20 protein-coding genes are annotated in these 25,826 nt (G+C 58.1%); 7 read left to right on the top strand and 13 right to left on the bottom strand.

From position 1 onward, the window contains the following. Both ACZRMH_RS08715 and ACZRMH_RS08720 read left to right on the top strand, forming a co-directional pair. Positions 1–3,162 (top strand): efflux RND transporter permease subunit, encoded by a 3,162-nt coding sequence (locus tag ACZRMH_RS08715; RefSeq protein ID WP_464013072.1) that lies wholly within the window; start codon positions 1–3, stop codon positions 3,160–3,162. Then, positions 3,159–4,610 (top strand): AdeC/AdeK/OprM family multidrug efflux complex outer membrane factor, encoded by a 1,452-nt coding sequence (locus ACZRMH_RS08720; protein ID WP_464013073.1) that lies wholly within the window; start codon positions 3,159–3,161, stop codon positions 4,608–4,610. The genes ACZRMH_RS08715 and ACZRMH_RS08720 overlap by 4 nt, the downstream gene beginning before the upstream one ends. Before the next feature lie 303 nt (positions 4,611–4,913). Here the strand turns inward: ACZRMH_RS08720 and pcaC are convergent, their stop codons facing one another. The 9 genes from pcaC to pcaR form a co-directional block, all read right to left on the bottom strand. Further along, positions 4,914–5,306 carry a 4-carboxymuconolactone decarboxylase gene (gene pcaC / locus ACZRMH_RS08725; RefSeq protein WP_464013074.1) on the bottom strand — a complete coding sequence of 131 codons (393 nt, stop codon included), beginning with the start codon at positions 5,304–5,306 and terminating at the stop codon, positions 4,914–4,916. Positions 5,307–5,316: 10 nt separating this feature from the next. Further along, positions 5,317–6,117, bottom strand: a complete 801-nt coding sequence (pcaD, locus tag ACZRMH_RS08730; protein WP_464013075.1) for a 3-oxoadipate enol-lactonase — start codon at positions 6,115–6,117, stop codon at positions 5,317–5,319. An 11-nt stretch (positions 6,118–6,128) separates the two neighbouring features. Then, entirely contained in the window at positions 6,129–7,481 is a 1,353-nt protein-coding gene (locus tag ACZRMH_RS08735; RefSeq protein ID WP_464013076.1) for a 3-carboxy-cis,cis-muconate cycloisomerase, read from the bottom strand. 47 nt (positions 7,482–7,528) lie between these two features. Then, positions 7,529–8,821, bottom strand: a complete 1,293-nt coding sequence (locus ACZRMH_RS08740; protein ID WP_464013077.1) for an MFS family transporter — start codon at positions 8,819–8,821, stop codon at positions 7,529–7,531. 205 nt (positions 8,822–9,026) lie between these two features. Next, on the bottom strand, positions 9,027–10,232 hold the full coding sequence (gene pcaF / locus ACZRMH_RS08745) for a 3-oxoadipyl-CoA thiolase (protein WP_464013078.1): 1,206 nt from the start codon (positions 10,230–10,232) through the stop codon (positions 9,027–9,029). After that, the gene (locus tag ACZRMH_RS08750) at positions 10,229–11,011 is read right to left on the bottom strand and encodes a CoA-transferase subunit beta (RefSeq protein ID WP_464013143.1); all 783 of its coding nucleotides are present in this window, start codon (positions 11,009–11,011) and stop codon (positions 10,229–10,231) included. Before ACZRMH_RS08750 ends, pcaF begins: the two co-directional genes overlap by 4 nt. Further along, positions 11,008–11,865, bottom strand: a complete 858-nt coding sequence (locus tag ACZRMH_RS08755; protein WP_464013079.1) for a CoA transferase subunit A — start codon at positions 11,863–11,865, stop codon at positions 11,008–11,010. The genes ACZRMH_RS08750 and ACZRMH_RS08755 overlap by 4 nt, the downstream gene beginning before the upstream one ends. Positions 11,866–12,019: 154 nt before the next feature. After that, positions 12,020–13,366, bottom strand: a complete 1,347-nt coding sequence (gene pcaK, locus ACZRMH_RS08760; RefSeq protein ID WP_464013080.1) for a 4-hydroxybenzoate transporter PcaK — start codon at positions 13,364–13,366, stop codon at positions 12,020–12,022. Positions 13,367–13,667: 301 nt separating this feature from the next. Further along, a complete protein-coding gene (pcaR, locus tag ACZRMH_RS08765; RefSeq protein ID WP_464013081.1) occupies positions 13,668–14,510 on the bottom strand; it encodes a pca regulon transcriptional regulator PcaR in 843 nt (280 codons plus the stop codon). 846 nt (positions 14,511–15,356) lie between these two features. On the opposite strand from pcaR, the gene ACZRMH_RS08770 reads away from it, so the two are divergent. Continuing rightward, positions 15,357–15,557: a hypothetical protein gene (locus ACZRMH_RS08770; RefSeq protein WP_016779746.1), complete on the top strand. Its 201-nt coding sequence runs from the start codon at positions 15,357–15,359 to the stop codon at positions 15,555–15,557. A gap of 340 nt (positions 15,558–15,897) precedes the next feature. Further along, positions 15,898–17,370, top strand: coding sequence for an inorganic phosphate transporter (locus tag ACZRMH_RS08775; RefSeq protein ID WP_464013082.1), 1,473 nt, complete (start codon positions 15,898–15,900; stop codon positions 17,368–17,370). A 320-nt stretch (positions 17,371–17,690) separates the two neighbouring features. Here ACZRMH_RS08775 and ccoM read toward each other — a convergent pair whose 3' ends face one another. The 3 genes from ccoM to ACZRMH_RS08790 all read right to left on the bottom strand — a co-directional run bounded on the left by ccoM (position 17,691) and on the right by ACZRMH_RS08790 (position 18,495). Continuing rightward, positions 17,691–17,801 carry a cytochrome c oxidase subunit CcoM gene (gene ccoM / locus ACZRMH_RS08780; protein WP_016779744.1) on the bottom strand — a complete coding sequence of 37 codons (111 nt, stop codon included), beginning with the start codon at positions 17,799–17,801 and terminating at the stop codon, positions 17,691–17,693. Between the two features lie 147 nt (positions 17,802–17,948). After that, entirely contained in the window at positions 17,949–18,110 is a 162-nt protein-coding gene (locus ACZRMH_RS08785) for a hypothetical protein (RefSeq protein WP_464013083.1), read from the bottom strand. Positions 18,111–18,189: 79 nt separating this feature from the next. Continuing rightward, positions 18,190–18,495, bottom strand: a complete 306-nt coding sequence (locus tag ACZRMH_RS08790; RefSeq protein ID WP_464013084.1) for an aspartate-semialdehyde dehydrogenase — start codon at positions 18,493–18,495, stop codon at positions 18,190–18,192. Between the two features lie 172 nt (positions 18,496–18,667). Here ACZRMH_RS08790 and rapA point away from each other — a divergent pair, with 172 nt between their 5' ends. Further along, positions 18,668–21,514 (top strand): RNA polymerase-associated protein RapA, encoded by a 2,847-nt coding sequence (rapA, locus tag ACZRMH_RS08795; RefSeq protein ID WP_464013085.1) that lies wholly within the window; start codon positions 18,668–18,670, stop codon positions 21,512–21,514. 259 nt (positions 21,515–21,773) lie between these two features. Next, positions 21,774–23,786 carry a putative bifunctional diguanylate cyclase/phosphodiesterase gene (locus tag ACZRMH_RS08800; RefSeq protein ID WP_464013086.1) on the top strand — a complete coding sequence of 671 codons (2,013 nt, stop codon included), beginning with the start codon at positions 21,774–21,776 and terminating at the stop codon, positions 23,784–23,786. Positions 23,787–23,941: 155 nt separating this feature from the next. Here ACZRMH_RS08800 and ACZRMH_RS08805 read toward each other — a convergent pair whose 3' ends face one another. After that, a complete protein-coding gene (locus tag ACZRMH_RS08805; protein ID WP_464013087.1) occupies positions 23,942–24,247 on the bottom strand; it encodes a DUF2288 domain-containing protein in 306 nt (101 codons plus the stop codon). Positions 24,248–24,607: 360 nt separating this feature from the next. Here ACZRMH_RS08805 and ACZRMH_RS08810 point away from each other — a divergent pair, with 360 nt between their 5' ends. Beyond that, the gene (locus tag ACZRMH_RS08810) at positions 24,608–25,735 is read left to right on the top strand and encodes a branched-chain amino acid ABC transporter substrate-binding protein (protein WP_464013144.1); all 1,128 of its coding nucleotides are present in this window, start codon (positions 24,608–24,610) and stop codon (positions 25,733–25,735) included. Positions 25,736–25,826: the final 91 nt, after the last annotated feature.

The following is a 25,826-nucleotide window of genomic DNA, read 5'->3' on the forward strand; positions in this document are numbered from 1 at the left end:
ATGTCGAAATTTTTTATCGACCGTCCGATTTTCGCCTGGGTAATTGCCCTGGTGATCATGCTGGTCGGGGCTCTATCGATCCTGAAACTGCCGATCAACCAGTACCCGAGCATCGCGCCACCGGCCATCTCGATTTCCGTGACCTACCCGGGCGCCTCGGCGCAAACCGTGCAGGACACCGTGGTCCAGGTGATCGAGCAACAGCTCAACGGTATTGACCACCTGCGTTATGTGTCTTCGGAAAGCAACTCCGACGGCAGCATGACCATCACCGCTACGTTCGAGCAAGGCACCGACCCTGACACCGCTCAGGTCCAGGTGCAGAACAAGCTCAACCTGGCGACCCCGCTGCTGCCTCAAGAGGTTCAGCAGCAAGGTATCCGTGTAACCAAGGCAGTGAAAAACTTCCTGATGGTTATTGGTGTGGTGTCCGAAGACGGTTCCATGAACAAGGACGACTTGTCCAACTACATCGTCTCCAACATGCAGGACCCGATTTCCCGTACCGAAGGTGTAGGCGACTTCCAGGTGTTCGGTGCCCAGTACGCCATGCGTATCTGGCTCGACCCGTCCAAGCTGAACAAATACAACCTGACCCCGGTGGACGTTAAATCGGCCATCAGCGCACAGAACGTACAGGTGTCCTCCGGGCAACTGGGCGGCCTGCCAGCGGTAAAGGGTCAGGAGCTGAACGCCACCATCATCGGCAAAACCCGTCTGCAAACCGCCGAGCAGTTCAAAAAGATTCTGCTCAAGGTCAACTCCGACGGTTCTCAGGTTCGCTTGAGCGATGTGTCCGAGGTTGCACTGGGGGGCGAGAACTACAGCATCAGCGCCCAGTTCAACGGCAAGCCGTCTTCGGGTCTGGCGATCAAGCTGGCTCCGGGCTCAAACGCTCTGGACACCGCAAAAGCACTGCACAAAACCATCGCAGACCTGGAACCTTTCTTCCCGCAGGGCATGAAAGTCGTTTACCCGTATGACACCACTCCAGTGGTTTCGGCCTCGATCAAGGGCGTAATTGAAACCCTGGTTGAAGCAGTTGTCCTGGTGTTCCTGGTGATGTTCCTGTTCCTGCAGAACTTCCGCGCCACCATCATCACCACGATGACAGTACCGGTGGTATTGCTCGGTACCTTTGGCATCCTGGCTGCGGCCGGTTTCAGCATCAACACCCTGACCATGTTCGGTATGGTTTTGGCCATCGGCTTGCTGGTGGACGATGCCATCGTTGTGGTGGAAAACGTTGAGCGGGTCATGTCCGAAGAAGGACTGCCGCCCAAGGAAGCCACCAAAAAATCCATGGAGCAGATCCAGGGTGCGCTGGTCGGTATCGCCCTGGTACTGTCGGCAGTACTGCTGCCAATGGCCTTCTTCAGCGGTTCCACCGGTGTGATTTACCGCCAGTTCTCGATCACCATTGTTTCGGCGATGGGCCTGTCGGTGCTGGTTGCCCTGATCTTCACCCCGGCCCTGTGCGCCACCATGCTCAAGCCGATCCAAAAGGGTGATCACGGTGAGAACAAGCGTGGATTCTTCGGCTGGTTCAACCGAACCTTTGACAGTGGCGTAAAGCGCTACGAGAAAGGTGTCGGCAGTATCCTGCGTAACAAGGTTCCGTACTTTCTGGCTTACGTACTGATCGTGGTCGGCATGGTTTTCCTGTTTACCCGTATCCCGACCTCCTTCCTCCCGGAAGAAGACCAGGGCGTACTGTTTGCACAGGTACAAACACCGGCAGGCACTACCGCTGAACGTACACAGGATGTGATCGACAGGATGCGTGAGTACCTGTTGAAAGACGAGTCGGGCGCGGTGTCATCGGTGTTTACCGTAAACGGCTTTAACTTCGCCGGTCGCGGTCAAAGCTCCGGCCTTGCGTTCATCATGCTTAAACCGTGGGGCGAGCGTGATGCGGACAACAGCGTGTTTGCCCTCGCTGCCCGCGCTCAGGCGCACTTCTCCACCTTCCGCGATGCAATGGTGTTCGCCTTTGCCCCGCCGGCAGTAATGGAATTGGGTAACGCCACCGGTTTTGACGTTTACCTGCAAGACCGCTCCGGTATCGGTCACGAGAAGCTGATGGCGGCCCGTAACCAGTTCCTGGGCATGGCTGCACAAAGCAAGATTCTCGCGGGCGTACGTCCAAACGGCCTGAACGATGAACCGCAGTACCAGCTGGAAATTGACGATGAAGCCGCTCGCGCCCTGGGCGTTGACCTGAGCGACATCAACAGCACGCTGTCGATCGGTCTGGGTGCCAGCTACGTCAACGACTTTATCGACCACGGTCGGGTGAAGAAGGTGTTCCTGCAAGGTACAGCCGAATCGCGGATGAACCCGGAAGACCTGAAGAAATGGTTCGTACGCAACAGCGAAGGGACCATGGTGCCGTTCTCGGCCTTCGCCAAGGGCAAGTGGATCTACGGTCCGCCCAAGCTGTCGCGCTATAACGGCGTAGAAGCCATGGAAATCCTCGGTGCCCCGGCTCCGGGCTACAGCAGTGGTCAAGCCATGGCCGAAGTCGAAGCCCTGGCCAAGAAGCTGCCTGCAGGCGTAGGTATTTCCTGGACCGGCCTGTCTTACGAGGAACGTCTGTCAGGTTCGCAAGCGCCTGCGCTGTACGCTATTTCCTTGCTGATGGTGTTCCTGTGCCTTGCAGCACTGTACGAAAGCTGGTCGATTCCGATTGCAGTGATGCTCGTGGTACCACTGGGGATTATCGGTGCACTGATGGCCACCAGCCTGCGGGGGTTGTCCAACGACGTGTACTTCCAGGTGGGCTTGCTTACGACCATCGGTCTGGCCTCGAAAAACGCCATTCTGATTGTCGAGTTTGCCAAGGAACTGCATGAACAGGGGCGCTCACTGACAGAGGCTGCGATCGAGGCGTGTCGTATGCGTCTGCGTCCGATCATCATGACCTCCCTGGCATTTGTACTGGGTGTAATCCCGCTGGCCATCTCCACGGGTGCAGGCTCGGGTAGCCAGCACGCTATTGGTACCGGTGTTATCGGTGGCATGATCACCGCCACCGTACTGGCCGTGTTCTGGGTACCGCTGTTCTTTGTGGCCGTATCGTCCATCGGTAGCGGCAAGAAGAAAGACACGGAAAAGAAAGTGGACCTGACTAAAACTCCAAACCAAGAGGCTGGCCAATGAGCAAGTCGCTTCTCGCAGTAGCTGTCGCAGCGTTTACGCTGGGCGGCTGCTCGCTGATCCCCGACTACCAGCGCCCTGAAGCGCCGGTAGCGGCACAGTACCCGCAAGGCCCGGCCTACTCGCCAACCGAGGCGGCCAGCAAGGCCGCCGCGGAACAGGGCTGGCGTCAGTTTTTCCATGACCCGGCACTGCAGCAGTTGATTCAGACGGCCCTGGTGAACAACCGCGACCTGCGCGTCGCGGCGCTGAACATCGATGCCTATGCCGCGCAGTACCGCATCCAGCGTGCCGATCTGTTCCCGGCTGTTTCTGCCAATGGCAGCGGCAGCCGTCAACGTACCCCGGCCAAAATGTCGCAAACCGGCGAGTCGAGCATCACCAGTTCTTATTCGGCTACCCTTGGGGTCAGCGCGTACGAGCTGGACCTGTTCGGCCGGGTTCGCAGCCTGAGCGATGAGGCTCTGCAGAACTACTTTGCAACCGAAGAAGCCCGACGCACTACCCAGATCAGTCTGGTGGCCAGTGTCGCCAATGCCTATCTGACCTGGCAGGCTAACAAAGAGCTGCTGAAGCTGACCGAAGACACCCTCAAGACGTTCGATGAGAGCTACAAGCTCACCTTGCGCAGCAATGAAGTGGGTGTCGCTTCGGCACTGGACGTGAGCCAGTCGCGTACCTCGGTGGAAAACGCCAAGGTGCAACTGGCCAGGTACACCCGTCAGGTGGCACAGGACCAGAACAGCCTGGCGCTGCTGCTGGGCACCACCATCCCGGACAACCTGCCTGCGGCCCAACCGCTGGCTGCCGACCTGTTGAACGAAGTACCGGCCGGCTTGCCATCGGACTTGTTGCAACGTCGTCCGGACATCCTTGAAGCCGAGCACAAGTTGCTGGCCGCCAACGCCAATATCGGCGCGGCGCGGGCAGCGTTCTTCCCGAGCATCAGCCTCACCGCCAATGCCGGCACCTTGAGCCCTGACCTGTCGGGGCTGTTCAAGGGTGGTTCAGGTACCTGGCTGTTCTCGCCGCAGATCAACCTGCCGATCTTTAACGCAGGGGCTTTGCGCGCCAGCCTGGACTACTCGAAGATCCAGAAGGAAATCACGGTTTCCCAGTACGAAAAGACCATCCAGACCGCTTTCCAGGAAGTGTCTGACGGCCTGGCAGCGCGCCAGACCTACAATCAGCAGTTGCAGGCGCAGACCGACTTCGTCAACGCCAACCAGGATTACTACCGGTTGGCCGAGCGTCGCTATCGGATCGGCATCGACAGCAACCTGACCTTCCTCGATGCCCAGCGCTCGTTGTTCAGCGCGCAGCAATCGTTGATCACCGATCGTCTGTCGCAGTTGACCAGTGAAGTCACGCTGTACAAGGCATTGGGTGGCGGCTGGTACGAGCAGACCGGGCAAAACCGCCCGGTTTCGGATCAGCCACCAAAGGCTTGATGCGTATCGGTTAGACAACAAACCCGCCTTTTGGCGGGTTTGTTGTTTGCGGTGCACGCAAAATAAAAGCTGTGGGAGCTGGCTTGCCGGCGATGGCATCAGCGGTGCTTCAGGCAAACCTCACCGCCTGCATCGCGAGCAAGCTCGCTCCCACAATGTTCCCTGCCAAGTTTGAATTTTGTGGGTTGCCACAAAACCTGTGGGAGCAGGCTTGCCTGCGATGGCATCACTGCGGTGCTTCAGGCAAACCTCACCGCCTGCATCGCGAGCAAGCTCGCTCCCACAGAGACAGGTAGTCGCAGTTCAGCCCCGCGACTCAACCCCCAACTCATTCCACACAGACTCGGCCAGGTGAAAAGTGGCGTTGGCCGCCGGTATGCCACAGTAGATGGCACTCTGCATGATCACTTCCTTGATCTCGGCGCGGGTCACACCGTTGTTGGCCGCCGCACGCAGATGCAGTTTCAGCTCTTCATTACGATTCATGCCGATCAGCATGGCTATGGTGATCAGGCTACGGGTGTGGCGTGGCAAGCCCGGTCGGGTCCAGATATCACCCCAAGCGTGGCGGGTGATCATTTCCTGGAACTCACTGTTGAACTCGGTCAGGGCATTGAGGCTGCGGTCGACGTGCGCATCACCAAGCACTGCGCGGCGTACTTGCATGCCTTCGTCGTAACGTTGTTTCTCGTCCACAAACTGCTCCTTAAACCGCTTTACCGGCTAACAGAAAATCCACCACACGCTGGCTGAAGGCATCGCCCGCCTGCACGTTGGACAGGTGCGCGGCATAAAACTCGGCGTACTGCGCGCCACGTACATGTTCCTGGATGAACTGGCTGCCCGCAGGCGGCGTAACGGCATCTTCGGTGCCTGCAATCACCAACATCGGCACCTCTATTGCACCCAACTGATCGCGAAAGTCCGCATCGCGTACAGCCGCACAGTTGGCGGCATAGCCTTGGGGCGAAGTGGCAGCCAGCATATCGGTGATGCGCTTGGCCTGCTCGGGGTTGGCCTGAGCAAAATCGGCGGTAAACCAGCGCGCAATGGAGGCATCACGCAGACCGGCCATCGCCGCCGCGCCATCACGCAACACCATTTCAATGCGCGGGTTCCACACTGAAGGGTCGCCGATCTTGGCGGCGGTGTTGCACACAATCAGCTTGTGCAGACGCGAACCGGCATGGATACCCAGCCACTGGCCTATCAGGCCACCCATCGACAGCCCGCAAAAGTGCGCCCTTTCGATATGCAGCGCATCCAGCAGCGCCAGTACATCACCGCCCAGTTGCTCGATGCTGTATGGGCCCTCGGTCACCAGCGACTGACCATGCCCCCGAGTATCGTAACGCAACACCTGGAAGTGCTCGGCAAACGCCGGAACCTGTGTATCCCACATTCCCAGATCAGTACCCAGCGAGTTGGACAACACCAGCACCGGCGCGCCCTGAGGGCCATCCAGTCGGTAGTTGAGTTCACCTTCAGCGAGTTGTACACGTCCCACGAGCTTCTCCTTTAAAGGACCAACGCAAAATGTTCAGCCCGCGCACGCTCGACCCACGTCGTCGCCTGGCCAAGGTAATGGGCCGGATCGAGCAAACGATCCAGTTCCTCTGCACTCAGCTGTACGGTGACTTGCGGCTCATCGCCCAGCACCGCACGCAAATGGCGGTGTTCAGCCACCGCACGTTTGCAGCACAGCTCCAGCAAATGGTGCGCGGTTTCGCGCCCTACCCTCTGCGCCAGCACAATGCTCACCGCTTCAGCCAGCACCAGGCCGTGGCTCAGGTCGAGGTTGCGGGCCATGCGCTCGCTGTCCACTTCCAGCCCTTGGGCAATATTCAGTGCCTGTACCAGTGCTCCGGAAACCACACAGCAGATCTCGGGCAGGGTTTCCCACTCGGCGTGCCACAGGCCCAGGCTGCGCTCGTGCTCCTGGGGCATGGCGCTGAACAGGATGCTGAGCAGGCCTGGCACCCGGGTCGCGGCGCTGATCAATACCGCCGAACCCACAGGGTTGCGCTTGTGCGGCATGGTCGAAGAGCCGCCCTTGCCCGGCGCCGACGGCTCGAACACTTCCGCCGCCTCAGTCTGCATCAGCAGGCTGATATCGCGGCCGATCTTGCCCAGGCCACCGGCAATCAAACCCAGCACCGAGCCGAACTCCACCAGGCGATCACGTTGGGTGTGCCAGGGTTGATCCGCCAGATTCAAGTTCAGCTCATCAGCCAGCGCCTGCGCCACCGGCATTGCCTGATCGCCCAAAGCGGCCAGGGTGCCGGAGGCGCCACCAAATTGCAGGCACAACAGCCGTGGTTTCAGTTCATTGAGACGTTGACGGTTGCGGGTCACAGCCCCCAGCCAGCCAGCGATTTTCATCCCCAGGGTGACCGGGGTGGCCTGTTGCAACCAGGTCCGCCCGGCCAATGGGGTTGCAGCATAACGCTGGGCCTGCTCGGCAAGCACATCGGCCAATCGGGTCAGATCAGTCTCGATCAGTTCCAGAGCCGCGCGCAATTGCAGCACCAGGCCGCTGTCCATCACGTCCTGGCTGGTAGCTCCCAGATGCACGTAGCGCTCGGCCTCGGGCGCGGTGCTGGCAATCTGTTTGCCCAGGGCCTTGACCAGCGGGATCGCCGAATTGCCGGCACTGCCTATGGCTTGGCCCAAGGCTTGAAAATCGTAGAGTTCAGCGCGACACGCAGCCGCAAAGGGTGCAACTGCAGCGTGAGGAATCACCCCGACCCCGGCTTGTGCCCGGGCCAACGCCGCTTCGACGTCGAGCATGGCCTGTACCCGGCCATGATCGCAAAACACCTCGCCCATGGCCTCGGCCGTAAAGTACGCATCGAACAGCTGATTGCTCATAAACCTTCCTTAGAAGGCGCGCCACAAACGGGCGCGCGCGGGGTACATCACAAATCGTGGTGCAGGTACTTGGGTTGCTTGGGCAAACGGAAGCTGAACAGGAAAGCGATGGCCATCATCACCGTCACATACCAGTAGAAGCTGTTTTCCATACCTATGGACTTCAGGCCCAGCGCCACGTATTCCGCCGAACCACCAAAGATCGCGTTGGCCACCGCATAGGCCAGACCCACGCCCAGCGCCCGGACCTGCGGCGGAAACATCTCGGCTTTGACCAAGCCGCTGATCGAGGTGTAGAAGCTGACAATCGCCAGCGCCAGGGTAATCAGCACAAAGGCCAGAAACGGGCTGCTGATGGTTTTCAGGGTCAACAGGATCGGTACTGTACACAGCGTGCCCAGCGCACCGAACCAGAGCATGTTGTTACGCCGACCGATCTTGTCTGCCAGCATGCCAAACAGCGGCTGCATGCACATATACAGGAACAGCGCGCCGGTCATGATGTAACTGGCGGTCTTGGCGTGCATGCCCGCCGTGTTGACCAGGTATTTCTGCATATAGGTGGTAAAGGTGTAGAAAATCAACGAGCCGCCTGCGGTGTAACCCAACACGGTGATAAACGCCGCTTTATGGTCGCGGAACAACGCCGCCACACTGCCTGCGTCCTTGTCCTGACGGGTTTCGGCACTGGTGGTTTCTTTCAGGGAGCGACGCAGCAGCAACGAAATCAGCGCAGCAACAGCGCCGATCACGAAAGGTACGCGCCAGCCCCAGGCCCGCAGTTCATCTTCCGACAGGAACTGCTGAAGAATCACCACCACCAACACCGCCAACAGTTGCCCGCCAATCAGCGTCACATACTGAAACGAGGCAAAGAAGCCGCGCTGGCCCTTGAGTGCCACTTCGCTCATATAGGTCGCCGTGGTGCCGTATTCGCCCCCCACGGACAAGCCTTGAAACAGCCGCGCCATCAACAGCAACGCCGGGGCCCAGGCGCCGATCGAGGCGTAGGTCGGCAAACAGGCAATCACCAATGAGCCGGCGCACATCATCAGCACCGAGATCATCATCGAGTTCTTGCGCCCGTGTTTATCGGCAACCCGGCCAAACAGCCAGCCACCAATGGGGCGCATCAAAAAGCCGGCCGCAAACACACCGGCGGTGTTGAGCAACTGCACCGTGGGGTCATCGGAAGGGAAGAAAGCAGGCGCAAAGTAGATCGCGCAAAAGGCGTAAACGTAAAAGTCGAACCATTCGACAAGGTTGCCGGAGGACGCACCGACAATCGCAAAAATCCTTTTTTTACGTTCCTCTCCTGTGTAGTGAGTTTCTGTTGTCATGTTTGTTTACTCATCAGGTTTTAGTTGCAATCAGACACACCTTGCAACATCTTGCGTTCTAACCGCAATAAGCCGAACGACTGAGGCCGTGGGAGCGAGCCTGCTCGCGAAGGTCTCAAGAACAACGCGGTTATCCAGTGAACCGCTGTATTCTCAGGGGACTTCGCGAGCGGGCTCGCTCCCACAGAGGCCGGATTGAGCGCTATCAGACCCGTTCGATCGCCAATGCCAGACCTTGCCCAACACCGACACACATGGTCGCCAGACCTTTCTTGCCGCCGGTTTTTTCCAGCTGATGCAAAGCGGTCATCACGATCCGTGCGCCACTCATGCCCAGCGGATGGCCCAGGGCAATCGCCCCGCCATTGGGGTTAACCTGCGGCGCGTCGTCGGCCAGGCCCAGTTCACGCAACACCGCCAACCCCTGGCTGGCGAATGCTTCGTTCAGCTCGATCACATCGAAATCACTGACCGCCAGCCCCAGCCGTTCCACCAGCTTGCGCACCGCTGGCACCGGGCCAATGCCCATCACCCGCGGCGCCACACCGGCGCTGGCCATACCCAGTACCCGGGCGCGAGCAGTCAGGCCATGGCGTTTTACCGCCTCGGCCGATGCCAGAATCAGCGCCGCCGCACCATCGTTGACCCCAGAGGCATTGCCCGCAGTCACAGTCTTGTCCGGGCCATTCACCGGCTTGAGCTTGCCCAGGGTTTCCAGGCTGGTATCGGCACGCGGGTGCTCGTCGTGCTCAACCACGGTTTCGCCTTTTTTATGGGCGATACGCACTGGCACAATTTCTTCGGCAAAGTAGCCTGCTGCCTGGGCGGCGGCGGTACGTTGCTGGCTGCGCAGGGCGAAAGCGTCCTGATCGGCGCGGGAAATCTTGTATTCGTCAGCCACGTTATCCGCGGTCTGCGGCATCGGGTCGACCCCGTATCGGGCTTTCATCAGCGGGTTGATAAAGCGCCAGCCAATGGTGGTGTCTTCCAGCTTCATATTGCGCGAGAACGCGGCATCGGCCTTGCCCATCACAAACGGTGCCCGTGACATGGACTCGACGCCACCGGCAATCGCCAATTCCATCTCGCCACTGGCAATCGCCCGGAATGCCGTGCCAATGGCATCCATGCCCGAGGCACACAGGCGGTTGAGGGTCACGCCGGGAATGGTTTCCGGCAGTCCGGCCAACAGTGCGGCCATGCGCGCCACGTTGCGGTTGTCTTCACCAGCCTGGTTGGCGCAGCCGAAAAACACTTCGTCGACTTCGTTCCAGTTCACATTCGGGTTGCGCTCGATCAGCGCCTTGATCGGTGCGGCGGCCAGGTCATCAGCGCGAACGCTTGCCAGACCACCGCCAAAACGGCCGATAGGGGTACGAATCGCGTCGCAGATAAAGACTTCACGCATCACGCTTCTCCCGGTGCCTGGCCGTGGGCCAGAGCGGTGCGCGCTTCCAGATCACGCAAGGCCGTGAGTTCAACTTCGGTCGGCGCTGCGGTCTGCTGCACATTGTCGGCAAAGCGGATGGCCCAGCCAGTGGCAGCGATGACCTGTTCACGGGTAACACCCGGGTGCAGGGCCGTTACCACGAATTCGTTGGTTTGCTCTTCTGGCTCCATGGTGCACAGGTCGGTGATGATCCCGACCGGGCCAGCGCCGGGCAGGCCCAAGCGTTTGCGCGAGTCACCGCCTTCGCCATGGCCCACCGAGGTGATGAAATCCAGTTTGTCGACAAAGGAGCGGGCCGACTGCTTGAGGATGATCAGCACGCTTTTCGCCGAACCAGCGATTTCCGGTGCGCCACCGGCACCCGGCAGGCGCACTTTTGGCTGGTGATAGTCACCGACCACGGTGGTGTTGATATTGCCGAAGCGGTCAACTTGGGCAGCCCCCAGAAAGCCGACATCGACCCGGCCACCTTGCAGCCAGTAACGAAAGATTTCGCTGGTGGACACTACGGTATCTGCGGTTTCAGCCAGTTCACCGTCACCAATCGACAGCGGCAGCACATCAGGCTTGGCGCCAATCGGGCCGGACTCATAAATCAGCACCACATCCGGAGACGAGGTCAGGCGCGCCAGGTTGGCCGCTTTGGAAGGCAAGCCGATGCCGACAAAACACACCGAACCGTTTTTCAAACGGCGGGCGGCAGCGACGGTCATCATTTCATTGGTGGAGTAAGCCATTATTTTGCCTCCGAAGCGCGGGCCAGCTTGGCCTGGAACTCGCTGAAATTTGCAGTGCCGTGGATGTATTCGTCGATCCAGGCAGTAAAGGTTTCGCGGTCGCGGGCAATCGGGTCCCACGCCTGATAAAACCGGTTATCACGCTCGGTGTAACCGTGGGCGTAGGACGGATGCGCACCACCCGGCACATAGCAGACCGCGCTCAGGGCCCAGGTCGGCAGCACGCAGGCATTCATCGGTGCTTGCAGGTCATCAACGATTTCTTCGACGGTGACGATGCAACGCTTGGCAGCCAAGGCTGCTTCCTTTTGCACACCCAAAATACCCCACAACAGCACATTGCCCTTGCGGTCGGCCTTTTGCGCATGAATCACCGTGACATCCGGGCGCACGGCTGGCACGGCGGCCAGTACTTCACCGGTAAACGGGCAAGTAACGGTCTTGATCAGTGGGTTGACCTTGGGCAGGTCGGAACCGGCGTAGGCACGCAGCACCGCAAACGGCAGGCCCGAGGCGCCAGCAACGTAAGCATTGGCCAGGTCAGCATGGCTGTGCTCTTCGATTTCCAGCGGCTGCGGCCACTGCTTCTCGACGGCATCGCGCAAGCGGTGCAGCGAACCAACGCCAGGGTTGCCGCCCCAGGAAAAGATCAACTTTCGCGCACAACCGGCACCGATCAACTGGTCGTACACCAGGTCAGGTGTCATCCGCACCAGAGTCAGGTCTTTCTTGCCCTGACGGATGATTTCATGACCCGCCGCCGTCGGGATCAGGTGGGTGAAACCTTCAAGGGCAACGGTGTCACCATCGCTCACAAATTGTTTCACCGCGTCGTGTAACGAAATGATGTCTGCCATCTGGGGTAGCTCCCGTTTTTTGTAGGCCACTGCGGTTGAAGAAGGGGTGCCAGCGACACCGGATGTTCAGCAGATTAAGCCGCGGCCTCGGCTCAAACAATCCGATAATCGACTATGTGTTCGTTAATCGAACACATAGTTAGCCTGACAACGATCAGGTTGCATCGGCATGACTGACCATGCCCTTGATCAATACCGCAGCGGTTGCCAGGGCGGCCGGGATGACCAGCGCGGTCAGTACTTGCTCGAAGTTCCAGCCCAGCCCCAGCAGGGTAGCGCCCATCCAGGCACCGAGAATGGCGCCAAAGCGGCCAATACCCAGCATCCACGACACCCCTGTGGCACGGCCCTGGGTCGGGTAGAAACGGGCAGCCAGAGACGGCATGGCCGATTGCGCACCGTTCACGCACATACCGGCTGCCAGCACCAGCGTGGCTAGAACGGCAATATTGCCCAGGCTCTGCCCTACCGCGTAGGCAAACACCCCGGCCAGCAAGTAGAAAATACCGATCACTTTGTGCGGATTGAACCTGTCCATTGCCCAGCCCACGCCCACTGCACTCAGCACCCCACCGAACTGGAACAGCGCGCCAATAAACGCCGCTTGTTCCATGCTTGCGCCACTGTCGCGCATCAACGTCGGCAGCCAACTGGTCAGCAGGTAGACAATCACCAGGCCCATAAAATAGGTGAGCCAGAGCAACAGGGTGCCGGTGCTGTAGGTCCCGGAAAAAATCACCGCAAACACGTTGCGCGCTTTCACGGTCTTCTGCTCGGGCACGCTGAAGCTTGCGGCTTGAGCCACAACTGCAGGGTTTATCGGCGACAGGGTTTTACGAACAAGCTCAATACTGCGGTTGCGTACCACCAGAAAACGCGCAGATTCAGGCAGCCACACGACTAAAACCAACGTCAGAATCAGCGGTAACACCCCGCCGATCAGCAGCAGGCTGTGCCAGCCATACATCGGGATCAGCTTGGCCGAAATAAATCCGCCGCCCGCCATTCCTAGGTTGAAGCCACAGAACATGCTGGTCACCAATAAGGACTTGTGGCGCTCGGGGGTGTACTCCGACAGCAAGGTCGTGGCATTGGGCATCCCGGCGCCCAGCCCCAGGCCGGTCAGAAAGCGCAACACCAGCAGTTGGTCGACGTTGGTACTGTAGGCCGATGCCAGGCTGAACCCGCCAAACACCAGCACCGCAACCACCAGCACCACTTTGCGGCCAAAACGGTCAGCCAATGGCCCTGAACCTAGGGCACCAAACACCATGCCGATCAACGCGGCGCTCATCACCGGGCCGAGGCTGGCGCGGTCAATGCCCCAGTCCTGGGACAACGCAGGAGCAATAAAGCCCATTGCCGCTGTGTCCAGGCCGTCAAGAAAGACAATCAGAAAACACAGGATCACTACGCGCCATTGATAACGCGACAGCGGTTGGGCGTTGATAAATGACTGCACATCAAGGCAGTTGCCGACTGAAGACTGTGGTGAATTCATTATTTTTATACCGAGTAAAAACCAGGGCGAACGAAAACCAGCTAATGGCTAGCGACTCACACTAAAAGCTATCGGGCGGGATCAGAGGATCTTCGGGCGACTGCGCAGTGACTGCGTCAATGACGGGCAGATGGGGGTGTTCATGGCGTGTAGCCTCTTCATTATTATTTTGGCCGGCTTCTGAAGAACGCTTGAGCGGACTTCGAGCGGGGCGCTGAGGCGACATTAATCAGCGCATCGTCAGCACGCAATTCGATAAACGCTTAACTGTGCGTTTATCGAACGCTTAGTGTTCACACCATCAGCTAAATAGCTGGGTACTCAGTTCGCGACTGGCGTTGAGCATGATCGGCAAAAAGCGCTGTTCCAGCTCCGTGCGTGTCACCCGGCCCGCGTGGGTGCTGACGTTCAAAGCGGCCAGTACTTGCCCGGAGGCGTCATACACCGGCACCGCGATGGATCGCAGGCCCTGCTCAAGTTCCTGATCGACCACACACCAGCCTTGCTCGCGCACTTGCTGCAAGCATTCAAGCAACGCCTCGGGCGTATGCAAGGTGCGGCTGGTCTTGGCCTGGAACTCGCCGTGTGCCAGGTACTCGTGCAGCGTTACATCGTCCAGCGCTGCCAGCAGGATGCGTCCCATCGAGGTGCAGTAAGCGGGCAAGCGACCACCCACAGAGAGGTCTACCGAGATCAGGCGCTGAGTCGTTGCAGAGCGGGCGATATAGAGGATGTCATCGCCTTCGAGAGTGGCCATGTTGCACGCTTCGTGCAATTGCTCGCTCATGCGGTCCAGATAGGGTTGGGCCGATACCGCCAGCGGTGTCGACGACAGATAGGCATGGCCCAGGGTCAGCACTTTGGGCAACAGGGAATAGGTGCGGCCATCGGTGGTCGCATACCCCAGTTTGATCAGGGTATACAAACAGCGGCGCACGGCCGCTCGCGGGATTTCCGTGCGATGACTGATCTGGGCAATGGTCAGGTGCCGCTTGCGCTCCTGAAACGCTTGCACCACCGCCAACCCGCGGGCCAGCGACGACATAAAGTCAGGATCACCGGTAAACGCCTGAATCCGCTTGGCCGGCGACGCCACAATCGGCGGTGCGATACTGGCTACGGCATTGCGCAGTTGATCATTCATTCCCAACCCCCAGATTCAGCTACTTATAATTATGATACGCCGGGCGATTATCGAACCGTCGACCGATAATCGCAATCGATTCGCCAGTCAGGCACCGAGCATCTCACCGCAATGCTGTCGACTTAAGGTACGGTGACCTCAACTGTGGGAGCGAGCCTGCTCGCGAAGGACGTAAATGATCGCGCGTGTGTCTGGATAAGCGTGACACTCTTGAGACCTTCGCGAGCACGCTTACTCCCACACAAGTACAGCTCGCTCAAGTGAGCTGGATTTCGGCTCACCGGTGTTTATTAAAATCAGGTGGCGCATGCCAACAATCAGGGCAATGATAGAAATCGTCTGTTTTATATGTATTCAGGTTAAGTACAGGTCAAAAGTTAAACAACTTGATCGGCCACTTGTGCTTGCGCCCTGTTAGTCGGGAGATACTGCGGGGCTGCTTCACGATAATTCACAAATGTTCATAACAGGTCACACACCTCGAAGTTGACGCCTGTGAAGTTATTCAGCGATAGTAGTGGTATTCCTCAACCCTTGAGGTACGAAAGTAATTGAAAGCACAAGGTCAAGACTGTACTGCCGATTGGATCCAACCTGCCCGTTGAGTTCGACCGGTACTCGCAGCTTGCCCGGCCAGTGCATCGTATGTTGTTTTACCTTGGGGTGAACACTTACCCACGGCGACGTTCATGTTTTAGTTGATGACGTGGCTGAGTGCATCGCGTGGTGTATTTAAACGAGGCGTTATTAATAGGCAATTTCCTTATTGTCTGTCATTCGCCTAATGAATAGACCCTCATGCAAGGTGTTTCACCAGATTTAATCTCAACTCAATCAGGTAACACAGTGACGAAAGACGAACTGCGCGCAGAACTTGAGCGTCAGGAACAACGTTTCAAGGATGTTTACGGTGGCGAAGTGACAACCTACGCCGCCAAACCCGAGCCCGGGCGCAAACCCTGGCGCAAACGGGCCAGCCTGCTGGACCAGGCTTTCACTCAAGAGATCCAGAAGATCGAAAAAGAGCTCAAGGCTGAAGAACCCTGACCTCGTCTGAAATTTGTACAGACAGCCCCTTGCATGCCCGCCATTTGCATGAGCCGGTATGGCTGTTTGCTATGCCAGAGCCAAAACCGATCCCTCAGCCCCTCTGATTGAAGAATTTTCATCGACTGGAATCGGAGCTGCATCAGGGCCTGAGCGTGCACCTCGAAATCCCCTATAGCCTTTGGTATCAGTGGCTTGAAAGGAATTTCCTACGTCTATTTACGGAAGGCGCTTACAGGTTTTTTCATTTATAGATGTTACCAACGGGCAGCTAGTGCATTGATTAGCGGGGTTTTCTGGCATAATCCGCCCCCCTTTATGACCGTGTCAGAAAACCTTCATGATCGATCTATTAAGCGGATTGGACGCCTGGGTTCTTATCAGCCTCTTCTTCGCCCTAGCCTTTGTTCTCGCGTTTGAGTTCATAAACGGCTTTCATGACACCGCAAACGCGGTAGCGACTGTCATCTACACCAAAGCCATGCCGCCTCACCTGGCGGTGTTCTTTTCCGGTGTGTTCAACTTCCTCGGCGTTCTGCTGGGCGGGGTAGGCGTGGCATATGCCATCGTCCACCTGCTACCGGTAGAGCTTCTGGTGAATGTAAACACCGGACATGGCCTGGCCATGGTGTTCTCACTGCTTGCTGCAGCCATCACCTGGAACCTGGGTACCTGGTACTTCGGGATCCCGGCCTCCAGCTCGCACACCCTGATCGGTTCGATCCTCGGCGTGGGCCTGGCCAACGCCCTGATCAGCGGCATTCCGGTAAGTGACGGGGTTAACTGGCAGAAGGCTATCGATATCGGTGCCTCGCTGGTGTTCTCGCCAATGGCCGGTTTCCTGGTTGCAGGCCTGGTGCTGCTCGCCCTGAAGTGGTGGCGCCCGGGCTCCAAGATGCACAAAACCCCTGAGCAGCGCCGCAAGCTGGATGACAAAAAGCATCCGCCTTTCTGGAACCGTCTGGTTCTGGTGATCTCGGCCATGGCGGTAAGTTTTGTGCACGGCTCCAACGATGGCCAGAAAGGCATCGGCCTGATCATGCTGGTACTGATCGGTATCGTGCCAAGCGCTTTCGTTCTCGACCTGAACAGCACCACCTACCAGATCGAACGGACTCGCGACGCCACCCTGCACCTGAGCCAGTTCTATCAGCGCAACAATGCTTCGCTGACTGAATTCCTGGCACTGGGCAAAAGCGTAAAAGGCGACTTGCCGGATCAGTTCAGCTGCAACCCGCAGCAAACCGAACCGACCATCGAGGCGTTGCTTGGCTCGTTGAAAGGCGTGGCCGACTACCACTCGATCCCGGCTGAAAAGCGTATCGAGATCCGTCGCTACCTGCTTTGCCTGGACGATACCGCAAAGAAAGTCAGCAAATTGCCAGTGCTTGATTCCCGCGAAAAAGCGGACCTCGAGAAACTGCGCAAAGACCTGACTGCCACCACTGAATACGCCCCGTTCTGGGTGATTCTGGCGGTAGCACTGGCTCTGGGCCTGGGTACCATGGTTGGCTGGAAGCGCGTGGTCAAAACCATCGGTGAGAAGATCGGCAAGCAAGGCATGACCTATGCCCAAGGCATGGCGGCGCAGATCACCACTGCCTTTGCCATCGGCATGGCCAACATCTTCTCCCTGCCGGTATCGACGACGCACATCCTGTCGTCGGGTGTAGCGGGCACCATGGTCGCCAACAAGAGCGGCCTGCAGGGCGGTACGATCAAGACCATCCTGATGGCGTGGGTGCTGACCTTACCGGCCACCATCGCACTGTCTGCAACGCTGTTCTGGCTGGCTTCCAAAGTTCTCGCCTGATTCTGCGCTGCACAAAAAAGGTACGTCCCTCACGGGCCGTACCTTTTTTTATGCCCAAATCCTTATGCAAACCCGTAGCTCACACTGAATCTGCTCCAGACAAACTGTTTGTGGGAGCGGGCTTGCTCGCGATGGCATCGCCTGAGTTTGACTGACAGACCGAGTCGCCTGCATCGCGAGCAAGCCCGCTCCCACAATGATCTGGCAGATATCAGGCCTGTTGGCCCTGATAGTAGCCAATGTCTTTTCGCAGACAAAAAAATAGGCGACCGAAGTCGCCCAAAATGCCTTGCGTGCTCATGCCATGAAAAGACTCGGCGCTATTTGCGCTTCTGGGAGTCTTTCCAGATAAAAATGCCCAGACCTGCGAAGAACAACACCATGAGGCCGACAGTAAGTACTCCGGCGATAACCACATTATCGAGAAACATGACGGCCTCCTGCGTTTGTCTGATTGTGTCTGTTGAAGCTAGATTAACCAGATACGCAGGCGCACAACTTGACCGGGATCAATAGTGTCCACGGCCAGTTGGCAGTTAAGGGAATTAGTTGACTCAGATCATCGAAAACGCGGCAGTTCAGCGCTTTTTCGGTTTTTTCTTCGGCTTTTTCGCCGACTTTACCAACGGCATTGCCTGTTCGAAGGCTTTGCGCACTTCATTCAGGCGTTTTTCTTTGAGGTCATGTACCCGTTTGGCGCGCTCGGCGCCCAGGTCAACCAGATTGGTGTCTTGGCTCATAAAAGGTTCGGACCACTATCAGTGTGTTTCAGTGCGCCAATAATGCGACGCGCGCTCGGCTCTGACCAGAAAAAACGTTCTACACCTTGATATCGACCCACAACCCCTGGCGCTGCGTGCCATCAATCACCGGGCAATCTTCCCCCTCAGGATCCTGCTCCCCGGCCTGCTCAGGGGCTTCTCCACGGCGCTTGTCATGCTGGCGCTTTTGCTCTTCGCGCAACAATAAAGTGGCCTGATCGGCATCGCTGTGTTTCAGGTCAATTGCACTTTCACTGGAGCTGGCCTGAGTCGGCACCACGGGCGGGATATCAGGCCGGGGGCGCACCGGGTCCTGCCCGGAGGTCACCGGTACAGCGCCAAGCGGCAAAATTGACGGCAGCATGGTGATTGTTCTCCTGTCTTCTGGCTATTTGCGCCAGCCGGTCATCGTTAACCATTGGTCGATAACTGCACTGACATCCTGGCAAAGCGGACAGCTTTTTTTGAGAGTCCTTTGGACTGAGGCCCTTGATCCGTTAATATACTCGGCTTTTTCAAAGCGGGAGTCAGGCAGCATGGCGCAGCAGTATCAACCGGGGCAACGCTGGATTAGTGACAGCGAAGCAGAGCTAGGTTTGGGCACCGTTCTGGCACAGGACGGTCGCTTGTTGACCGTGCTCTATCCGGCCACTGGCGAAACCCGCCAATATTCGCTGCGCAACGCACCGCTCACGCGTGTACGGTTCTCGCCAGGTGACACCATCATCCACTTCGAAGGCTGGAAGATGACCGTGCGCGAAGTCGATGACGCCGATGGCCTGCTGGTCTACCACGGCCTCAACGAGCGAAACGAAACCGTCACCCTGCCCGAAACCCAGCTGTCGAACTTTATCCAGTTCCGTCTGGCCAGCGATCGTCTGTTCGCCGGGCAAATCGACCCGCTGTCCTGGTTCTCGCTGCGCTACCACACCCTTGAACACACCAGCCGCCAGCTGCAATCGCCGCTGTGGGGCCTGGGTGGCGTGCGTGCGCAACCTATTGCCCACCAACTGCACATCGCCCGCGAAGTGGCAGACCGTATCGCGCCACGCGTACTGCTGGCCGACGAAGTGGGCCTGGGCAAAACCATCGAAGCAGGCCTGGTCATCCACCGCCAGCTACTCAGTGGCCGCGCCAACCGTGTCTTGATCGTAGTCCCGGAAAACCTGCAGCACCAATGGCTGGTAGAAATGCGCCGGCGCTTCAACCTCGAAGTGGCACTGTTCGACGAAGAACGCTTTATCGAAAGCGATGCCAGCAACCCCTTCGAAGACAGCCAACTGGCACTGGTTGCCCTGGAATGGCTGGTTGACGATCCCAAAGCCCAGGCTGCGCTGTTTGATGCCGACTGGGACCTGCTGGTTGTCGACGAAGCGCACCACCTGGTGTGGCACGAAGATAATGTCAGCCCCGAATACGGCCTGGTTGAACAGCTCGCGGGCGTGATCCCGGGCGTGTTGCTGCTTACTGCAACACCGGAGCAGTTAGGCCAGGACAGTCACTTTGCGCGCTTGCGCCTGCTGGACCCGAACCGCTTCCACGACCTGGCCGCCTTCCGCGCCGAGAGCGAGAACTATCGCCCGGTGGCCCAGGCCGTTCAGGAACTGCTGGATAAAGGCAGCTTGTCCCCTGAAGCACATAACACCATCCACGGTTTCCTCGGTGCCGAAGGCGATACCCTGCTGGCCGCCGTCAATGCCGGCGATGCCGAAGCCAGCGCCCGCCTGGTGCGCGAGTTGCTTGACCGTCACGGCACCGGCCGCGTGCTGTTCCGTAACACCCGCGCCGCGATCCAGGGCTTCCCGGAGCGCAAGCTGCACGCCTACCCTCTACCATGCCCGGACGAATACCTTGAGTTGCCGCTGGGCGAGCATGCCGAGCTGTACCCTGAGGTCAGCTTCCAGTCCCAGCCGGACGCCAGCGATGAACAACGCTGGTGGAACTTCGACCCACGGGTCGAGTGGCTGATCGACACCCTGAAAATGCTCAAGCGCACCAAAGTACTGGTGATCTGCGCCCACGCCGAAACTGCCATGGATCTGGAAGACGCCCTGCGCGTGCGTTCCGGCATTCCTGCAACGGTCTTCCACGAAGGCATGAACATTCTTGAGCGTGACCGCGCTGCGGCCTACTTCGCTGACGAAGAGTTCGGCGCCCAGGTACTGATCTGCTCCGAAATCGGCAGTGAAGGCCGTAACTTCCAATTTGCCCACCACCTGGTGCTGTTCGACCTGCCGGCTCACCCGGACTTGCTGGAACAGCGTATCGGCCGTCTGGACCGTATCGGCCAGAAGCACATTATCGAACTGCACGTGCCGTACCTTGAGACCAGCCCGCAACAGCGCCTGTTCCAGTGGTATCACGAAGCGCTGAATGCCTTCCTCAACACCTGCCCGACCGGCAACGCCCTGCAACACCAGTTCGGCCCGCGCCTGCTGCCGTTGCTGGAAGCTGCCGACGATCAAGAGTGGCAAGCGCTGATCGATGAAGCACGGGTTGAGCGCGAGCGCCTGGAGCAGGAACTGCACACTGGCCGCGACCGCTTGCTGGAACTGAACTCCGGGGGTTCGGGTGAAGGTGAAGCCCTGGTTGAGGCGATCCTTGAGCAAGACGATCAGTTCACCCTGCCGATCTACATGGAAACCCTGTTCAACGCCTTTGGCATCGACAGCGAAGACCATTCGGAAAACGCCCTGATCCTCAAGCCAAGCGAAAAAATGCTGGATGCCAGCTTCCCGCTGGGCGACGACGAAGGCGTGACCATCACCTACGATCGCGACCAGGCACTGTCGCGCGAAGACATGCAGTTCATCACCTGGGAACACCCCATGGTGCAAGGCGGCATGGACCTTGTACTGTCAGGTTCGATGGGCAACACCGCTGTCGCCCTGATCAAGAACAAGGCCCTCAAGCCCGGCACCGTATTGCTTGAGCTGATTTACGTCAGTGAAGTGGTTGCCCCGCGCGCCCTGCAACTGGGTCGCTACCTGCCGCCTGCCGCCCTGCGCTGCCTGCTCGATGCCAATGGCAACGATCTGTCGTCCCGTGTGGCTTTCGACACCCTGAACGAGCAGTTGGAGAGCGTACCCCGCGCCAGCGCCAACAAGTTCGTCCAGGCCCAGCGCGATCAGCTGACGCCGAAGATCAACGCTGGTGAAGCCAAGATCGCACCGCGTCACGCAGAGCGTGTGGCCGAAGCGCAGCGCCGCCTGGCCGCCGATACCGAAGAAGAACTGGCACGCCTGACTGCTCTGCAGGCCGTCAACCCGAGCGTACGCGACAGCGAGCTGATTGCCCTGCGCAAACAGCGTGAACAAAGCCTGGCCATGCTTGAAAAAGCTGCCCTGCGCCTTGAAGCCATTCGTGTGCTGGTAGCGGGTTAAAGCTGAAAACTTGTAGTCGCTGCCGAAGGCTGCGAAGGGGGGCGTAGCCCCCCGTTTTCTTCAAGTTCCCGCAATCCCCTCGCAGCCTTCGGCAGCGACTACAAGCCCCTCCTCAACACTTACATCTATAAACCAGCGCCCTAATAACAAAATGATCACCATCATTTTGCCATCATCCCTGCCGCCCTCAATCCAGCTTCTATACTCGACGCCAAGCTAGCAACGTTCGACTAGCGCATCTGGACCGCCGAGGCGTGCAATGGAAAGTCTGGGGTTGCAACTTTTGGCTGAACCCACAGAAAACGGGCAACTGCTGCTTATCGGCGGCTATAACCCCTATCTGTTGTTTCTCGCCTGGCTGGTAGCTTGTACCGTCTGTGTGGCCACGCTGGATCTGCTCGACCGCGCGGCCAATGCAGAGAAACCTGCCGCCAGAACCGTTTGGCGATGGATAGCCATAAGCTGCCTGGCAATCGGTATCTGGGCCATGCATATCATTTGCCTGCTGGCATTTGAGTCTGCCGTGGAAAGCCGCTACAGCCTTGCCAGGGCCGCCGGCTCATTGCCTGTAGCCCTGCTCGCCGCGACAGTGCTTGTGCAAATTCTCAACGCCACCACCCGCTGGCGCTCAAACAACGCTTTTGTGCAGCAACTGCTCAAATACGCCCTGTGCATTGCCGGCGCATGCTTGCTGCTATGCGCTCACTTTGCATGCACGCAACTCATGGACATCACCTTGGCAGGCAGCCCGGATGCCAATACTAATAACTGGCAAATAGCGCTTGTTGTGGCCCTCATTGCCCTGCTGCTGATCGGCAGTTGCATCAGCGCCGCTATCGTCGACAAAAAGCTGCAACACAAGGAACACGACCTCAGACGGGTCAACGCCCTGCTCAGCCAGCTAGACCAGGCCCGCGCCTCCCTGCAGCAAGTGGCGCATTACGACCCCCTGACCAACCTGATCAACCGCCGCGGCTTCAACCAGTTGTTTGCCGAGAAACTGATTGATTGCACCAGTAGAAATACCAAACTTGCGGTGATGTTTCTGGATATTGACCACTTCAAGCGCATCAATGACAGCCTGGGCCACGATGCCGGGGATGAACTACTCAAAACCATCGCCGCCCGGATCAAAAACGCCACCCGCAGCCATGATGACGTTGTGGCACGCTTCGGCGGCGACGAATTCTGCATTTTGATCAATCTGAGCCATCGCGACGAAGCACAACACATGGCGCAGCGCATCATGCTCAAATTAAAAGAACCCATCTCGCTGTCAAGTCGACACATGGTGATGACCACCAGCATTGGCATCAGCGTGTTCCCCGATGATGGCGCAAGCGCAACAGAACTGCTCAAGCATGCCGACCTGGCGCTTTACCAGTCCAAGGACAACGGTCGCAACGGCCTGACTTTTTTCAATTCCAATCTTAAAACCCGCGCCTCGCTGGAACTGCACATTGAGGAAGAACTGCGTAACGCACTCAATCAAGACACGGGGCTGTTGCTGCATTACCAGCCCATCTTCGACCTCAAGCATGGCCGCGTCGCCAAGCTTGAAGCCCTGGTCCGCTGGCAGCACCCCGAGCACGGCCTGCTTGGCCCGGAACGGTTCATCAGCATTGCCGAGGCCAACGGGTTGATTGCCGAACTGGACCACTGGGTATTGCGCAAGGCCTGTCAGGACCTGGCCGTCCTGTCCCGGCTGGGCTGGCAGCACTTGGGTATTGCCGTCAACTGCTCGGCGCTGAATCTGGGCCGTGTAGAATTGGCCGACGAAATAGAGAATGCCCTGCGCACATCCGGCATTGCTGCCCATCGACTTGAACTGGAAGTCACGGAAAACGCCCTGATGTGCAATCTGAGCAGCACCTCACACCTGCTGCGTCAGATCCGTGCACTGGGCGTGTCACTGTCCATTGATGATTTCGGCACCGGCTACTCATCGCTGGCCTATCTAAAGCGCCTGCCGCTCAACACCCTGAAAATTGATCGCTCGTTTATCCAGGACATCCCCTCCTCCAGCCAGGACATGGAAATCGTCCAGGCCATTATCCTTATGGCCCACACCCTGCATCTACAGGTGGTGACCGAGGGTGTCGAAACGACCCAGCAGTTCGAGTTTCTCAACCAGTTCGGCTGCGATTTTATCCAGGGTTATCTGCTCAGCCGCCCCGTACCTTTCGAGGCGCTGCAAGAGACGCTTGCGCAACTCGACAAACATCCCGTCCCCGCACCCGATCACGCCACATTTGTATTGACCGGCCAGTAGCTGCAGCGGTTTTCGCCAGGCACAAAAAAACGCCACCGTACCAACTGTGGCGTTTCTCCACGGCAAATTGCCACTACGCGAAACCGGGTTACTGAGCTACACACTCCGGGCTATTCAGAGCGGTGCAAATAAATGCGCCAGCTTGGTGCATCGAGTTATTTTTTCGCACTTTCCTGGACCATCACCCAAGGCGAAACCACTACAGCCCACAGCTGCGGGTCACGCTCAAGAACGTCTAGCGCCTGCGCTTCGGTCATCTTGCCTAGCAGGCCGGACGCCATCCAGGCCGCGACTTTCTCTGCATCATCCTGAGTCACGGCCTGCGCGGCTTCGATCAAATCCAGCCCGGGTGCGACCCATAGCAAATCACCTTTGGCGAAGAAGGGCTGCAGGACTTTCCATTCAATAGTTGAGGTCTCGCCAAGCAGCTTGGCATAGAGGGTGCTAGGTTCTTGATTCATGGGTTTCACCGGGGAAGAAAATCGGCGCAATGATACCGCCACACATCCGGTAGAAAAACCCGGCTTTTCAGGTAACGAAGCGTGGAAAAAGTCATGGGCCAAGGACAGGTGCGTTGATCTGGCAACATTCTGATAACTTTCAACAGCCTGATCCGCCGCCATTCTGTCTTTTTATTACGTTTAAGCGACATTTCCTGTTTTTTCCCTCGCCGGCACGCTATTCAAGCGCTAAAGCGGCGCTCTACACTGTACCGGTACAGTTGCAGGGGGGATTGACCGGGAATTTCGCTACAAGAAGACCCGGTCCGGCTGCCTTGGCTTCCAGGACTATAAAAATTACAACAGAAGAGTGGAGCACCAATAAAGATGGCTACGAAGCAGATTACTAAACTGTTTGCCGCTATGGTTTTGGCCGGGTTCGCCAGCCATTCATTTGCCGCAGACACCATCAAGATCGGTATCGCCGGCCCTAAAACCGGGCCTCTGACTCAGTACGGCGACATGCAGTTTGCTGGCGCAAAAATGGCCATCGAACAAATCAACGCCAAGGGCGGCGTTGATGGCAAAAAGCTTGAAGCGGTTGACTACGATGACGCTTGCGACCCGAAACAAGCGGTTGCCGTGGCCAACAAAGTGGTTAACGACGGCATTAAATTTGTAGTCGGTCACCTGTGCTCCAGCTCCACCCAGCCTGCTTCGGACATTTACGAAGACGAAGGCATCATCATGATTACCCCGGCCGCTACCGGCCCGGAAATCACCGCTCGTGGCTACAAGATGATCTTCCGTACCATCGGTCTGGACAGCGCCCAGGGCCCTGCCGCCGGTAACTACATCGCTGATCACGTGAAGCCAAAAGTCGTCGCGGTATTGCACGACAAACAGCAGTACGGTGAAGGCATCGCCAGCGCCGTTAAAAAGACCCTGGAAGACAAAGGCGTAAAAGTCGCTGTCTTTGAAGGCGTCAACGCTGGCGAAAAAGACTACTCCTCGGTTATTGCCAAGCTCAAGCAAGCCAACGTCGACTTCGTCTACTACGGCGGCTACCACCCGGAGCTGGGCCTGATCCTGCGCCAGGCCAAAGAGAAAGGCCTGAACGCCAAGTTCATGGGCCCTGAAGGTGTGGGCAACGAGTCCATCTCGCAAATCGCCCAAGGCGCCTCCGAAGGCCTGCTGGTGACCCTGCCAAAAGCATTCGACGCCGATCCGGAAAACAAGGCACTGGTTGATGCCTTCGCTGCCAAGAAACAGGACCCTACCGGCCCGTTCGTGTTCCCGGCATACGCCGCAGTTGAAGTGATTGCCGGCGGTATCGAGCAAGCGAAAAGTGAAGATCCGGCCAAAGTGGCCGAAGCCATCCACAAAGGCACTTTCAAGACGCCTACTGGCAATCTGAAGTTTGATTCCAAAGGTGACGTGGAAGACTTCAAATTCGTGGTCTACGAATGGCACTTCGGCAAGCCTAAAACTGAAGTAAGCCCTCAGTAAGGGTCGGTTCCTGGCCTGACACAAAGCCCACTGCACAAGCGGTGGGTTTTGTTTTCCGGGCCATTGGTTAGTGGAAATGGGGCCGCGCTTT

The organism is Pseudomonas sp. B414, assembly GCF_055408445.1.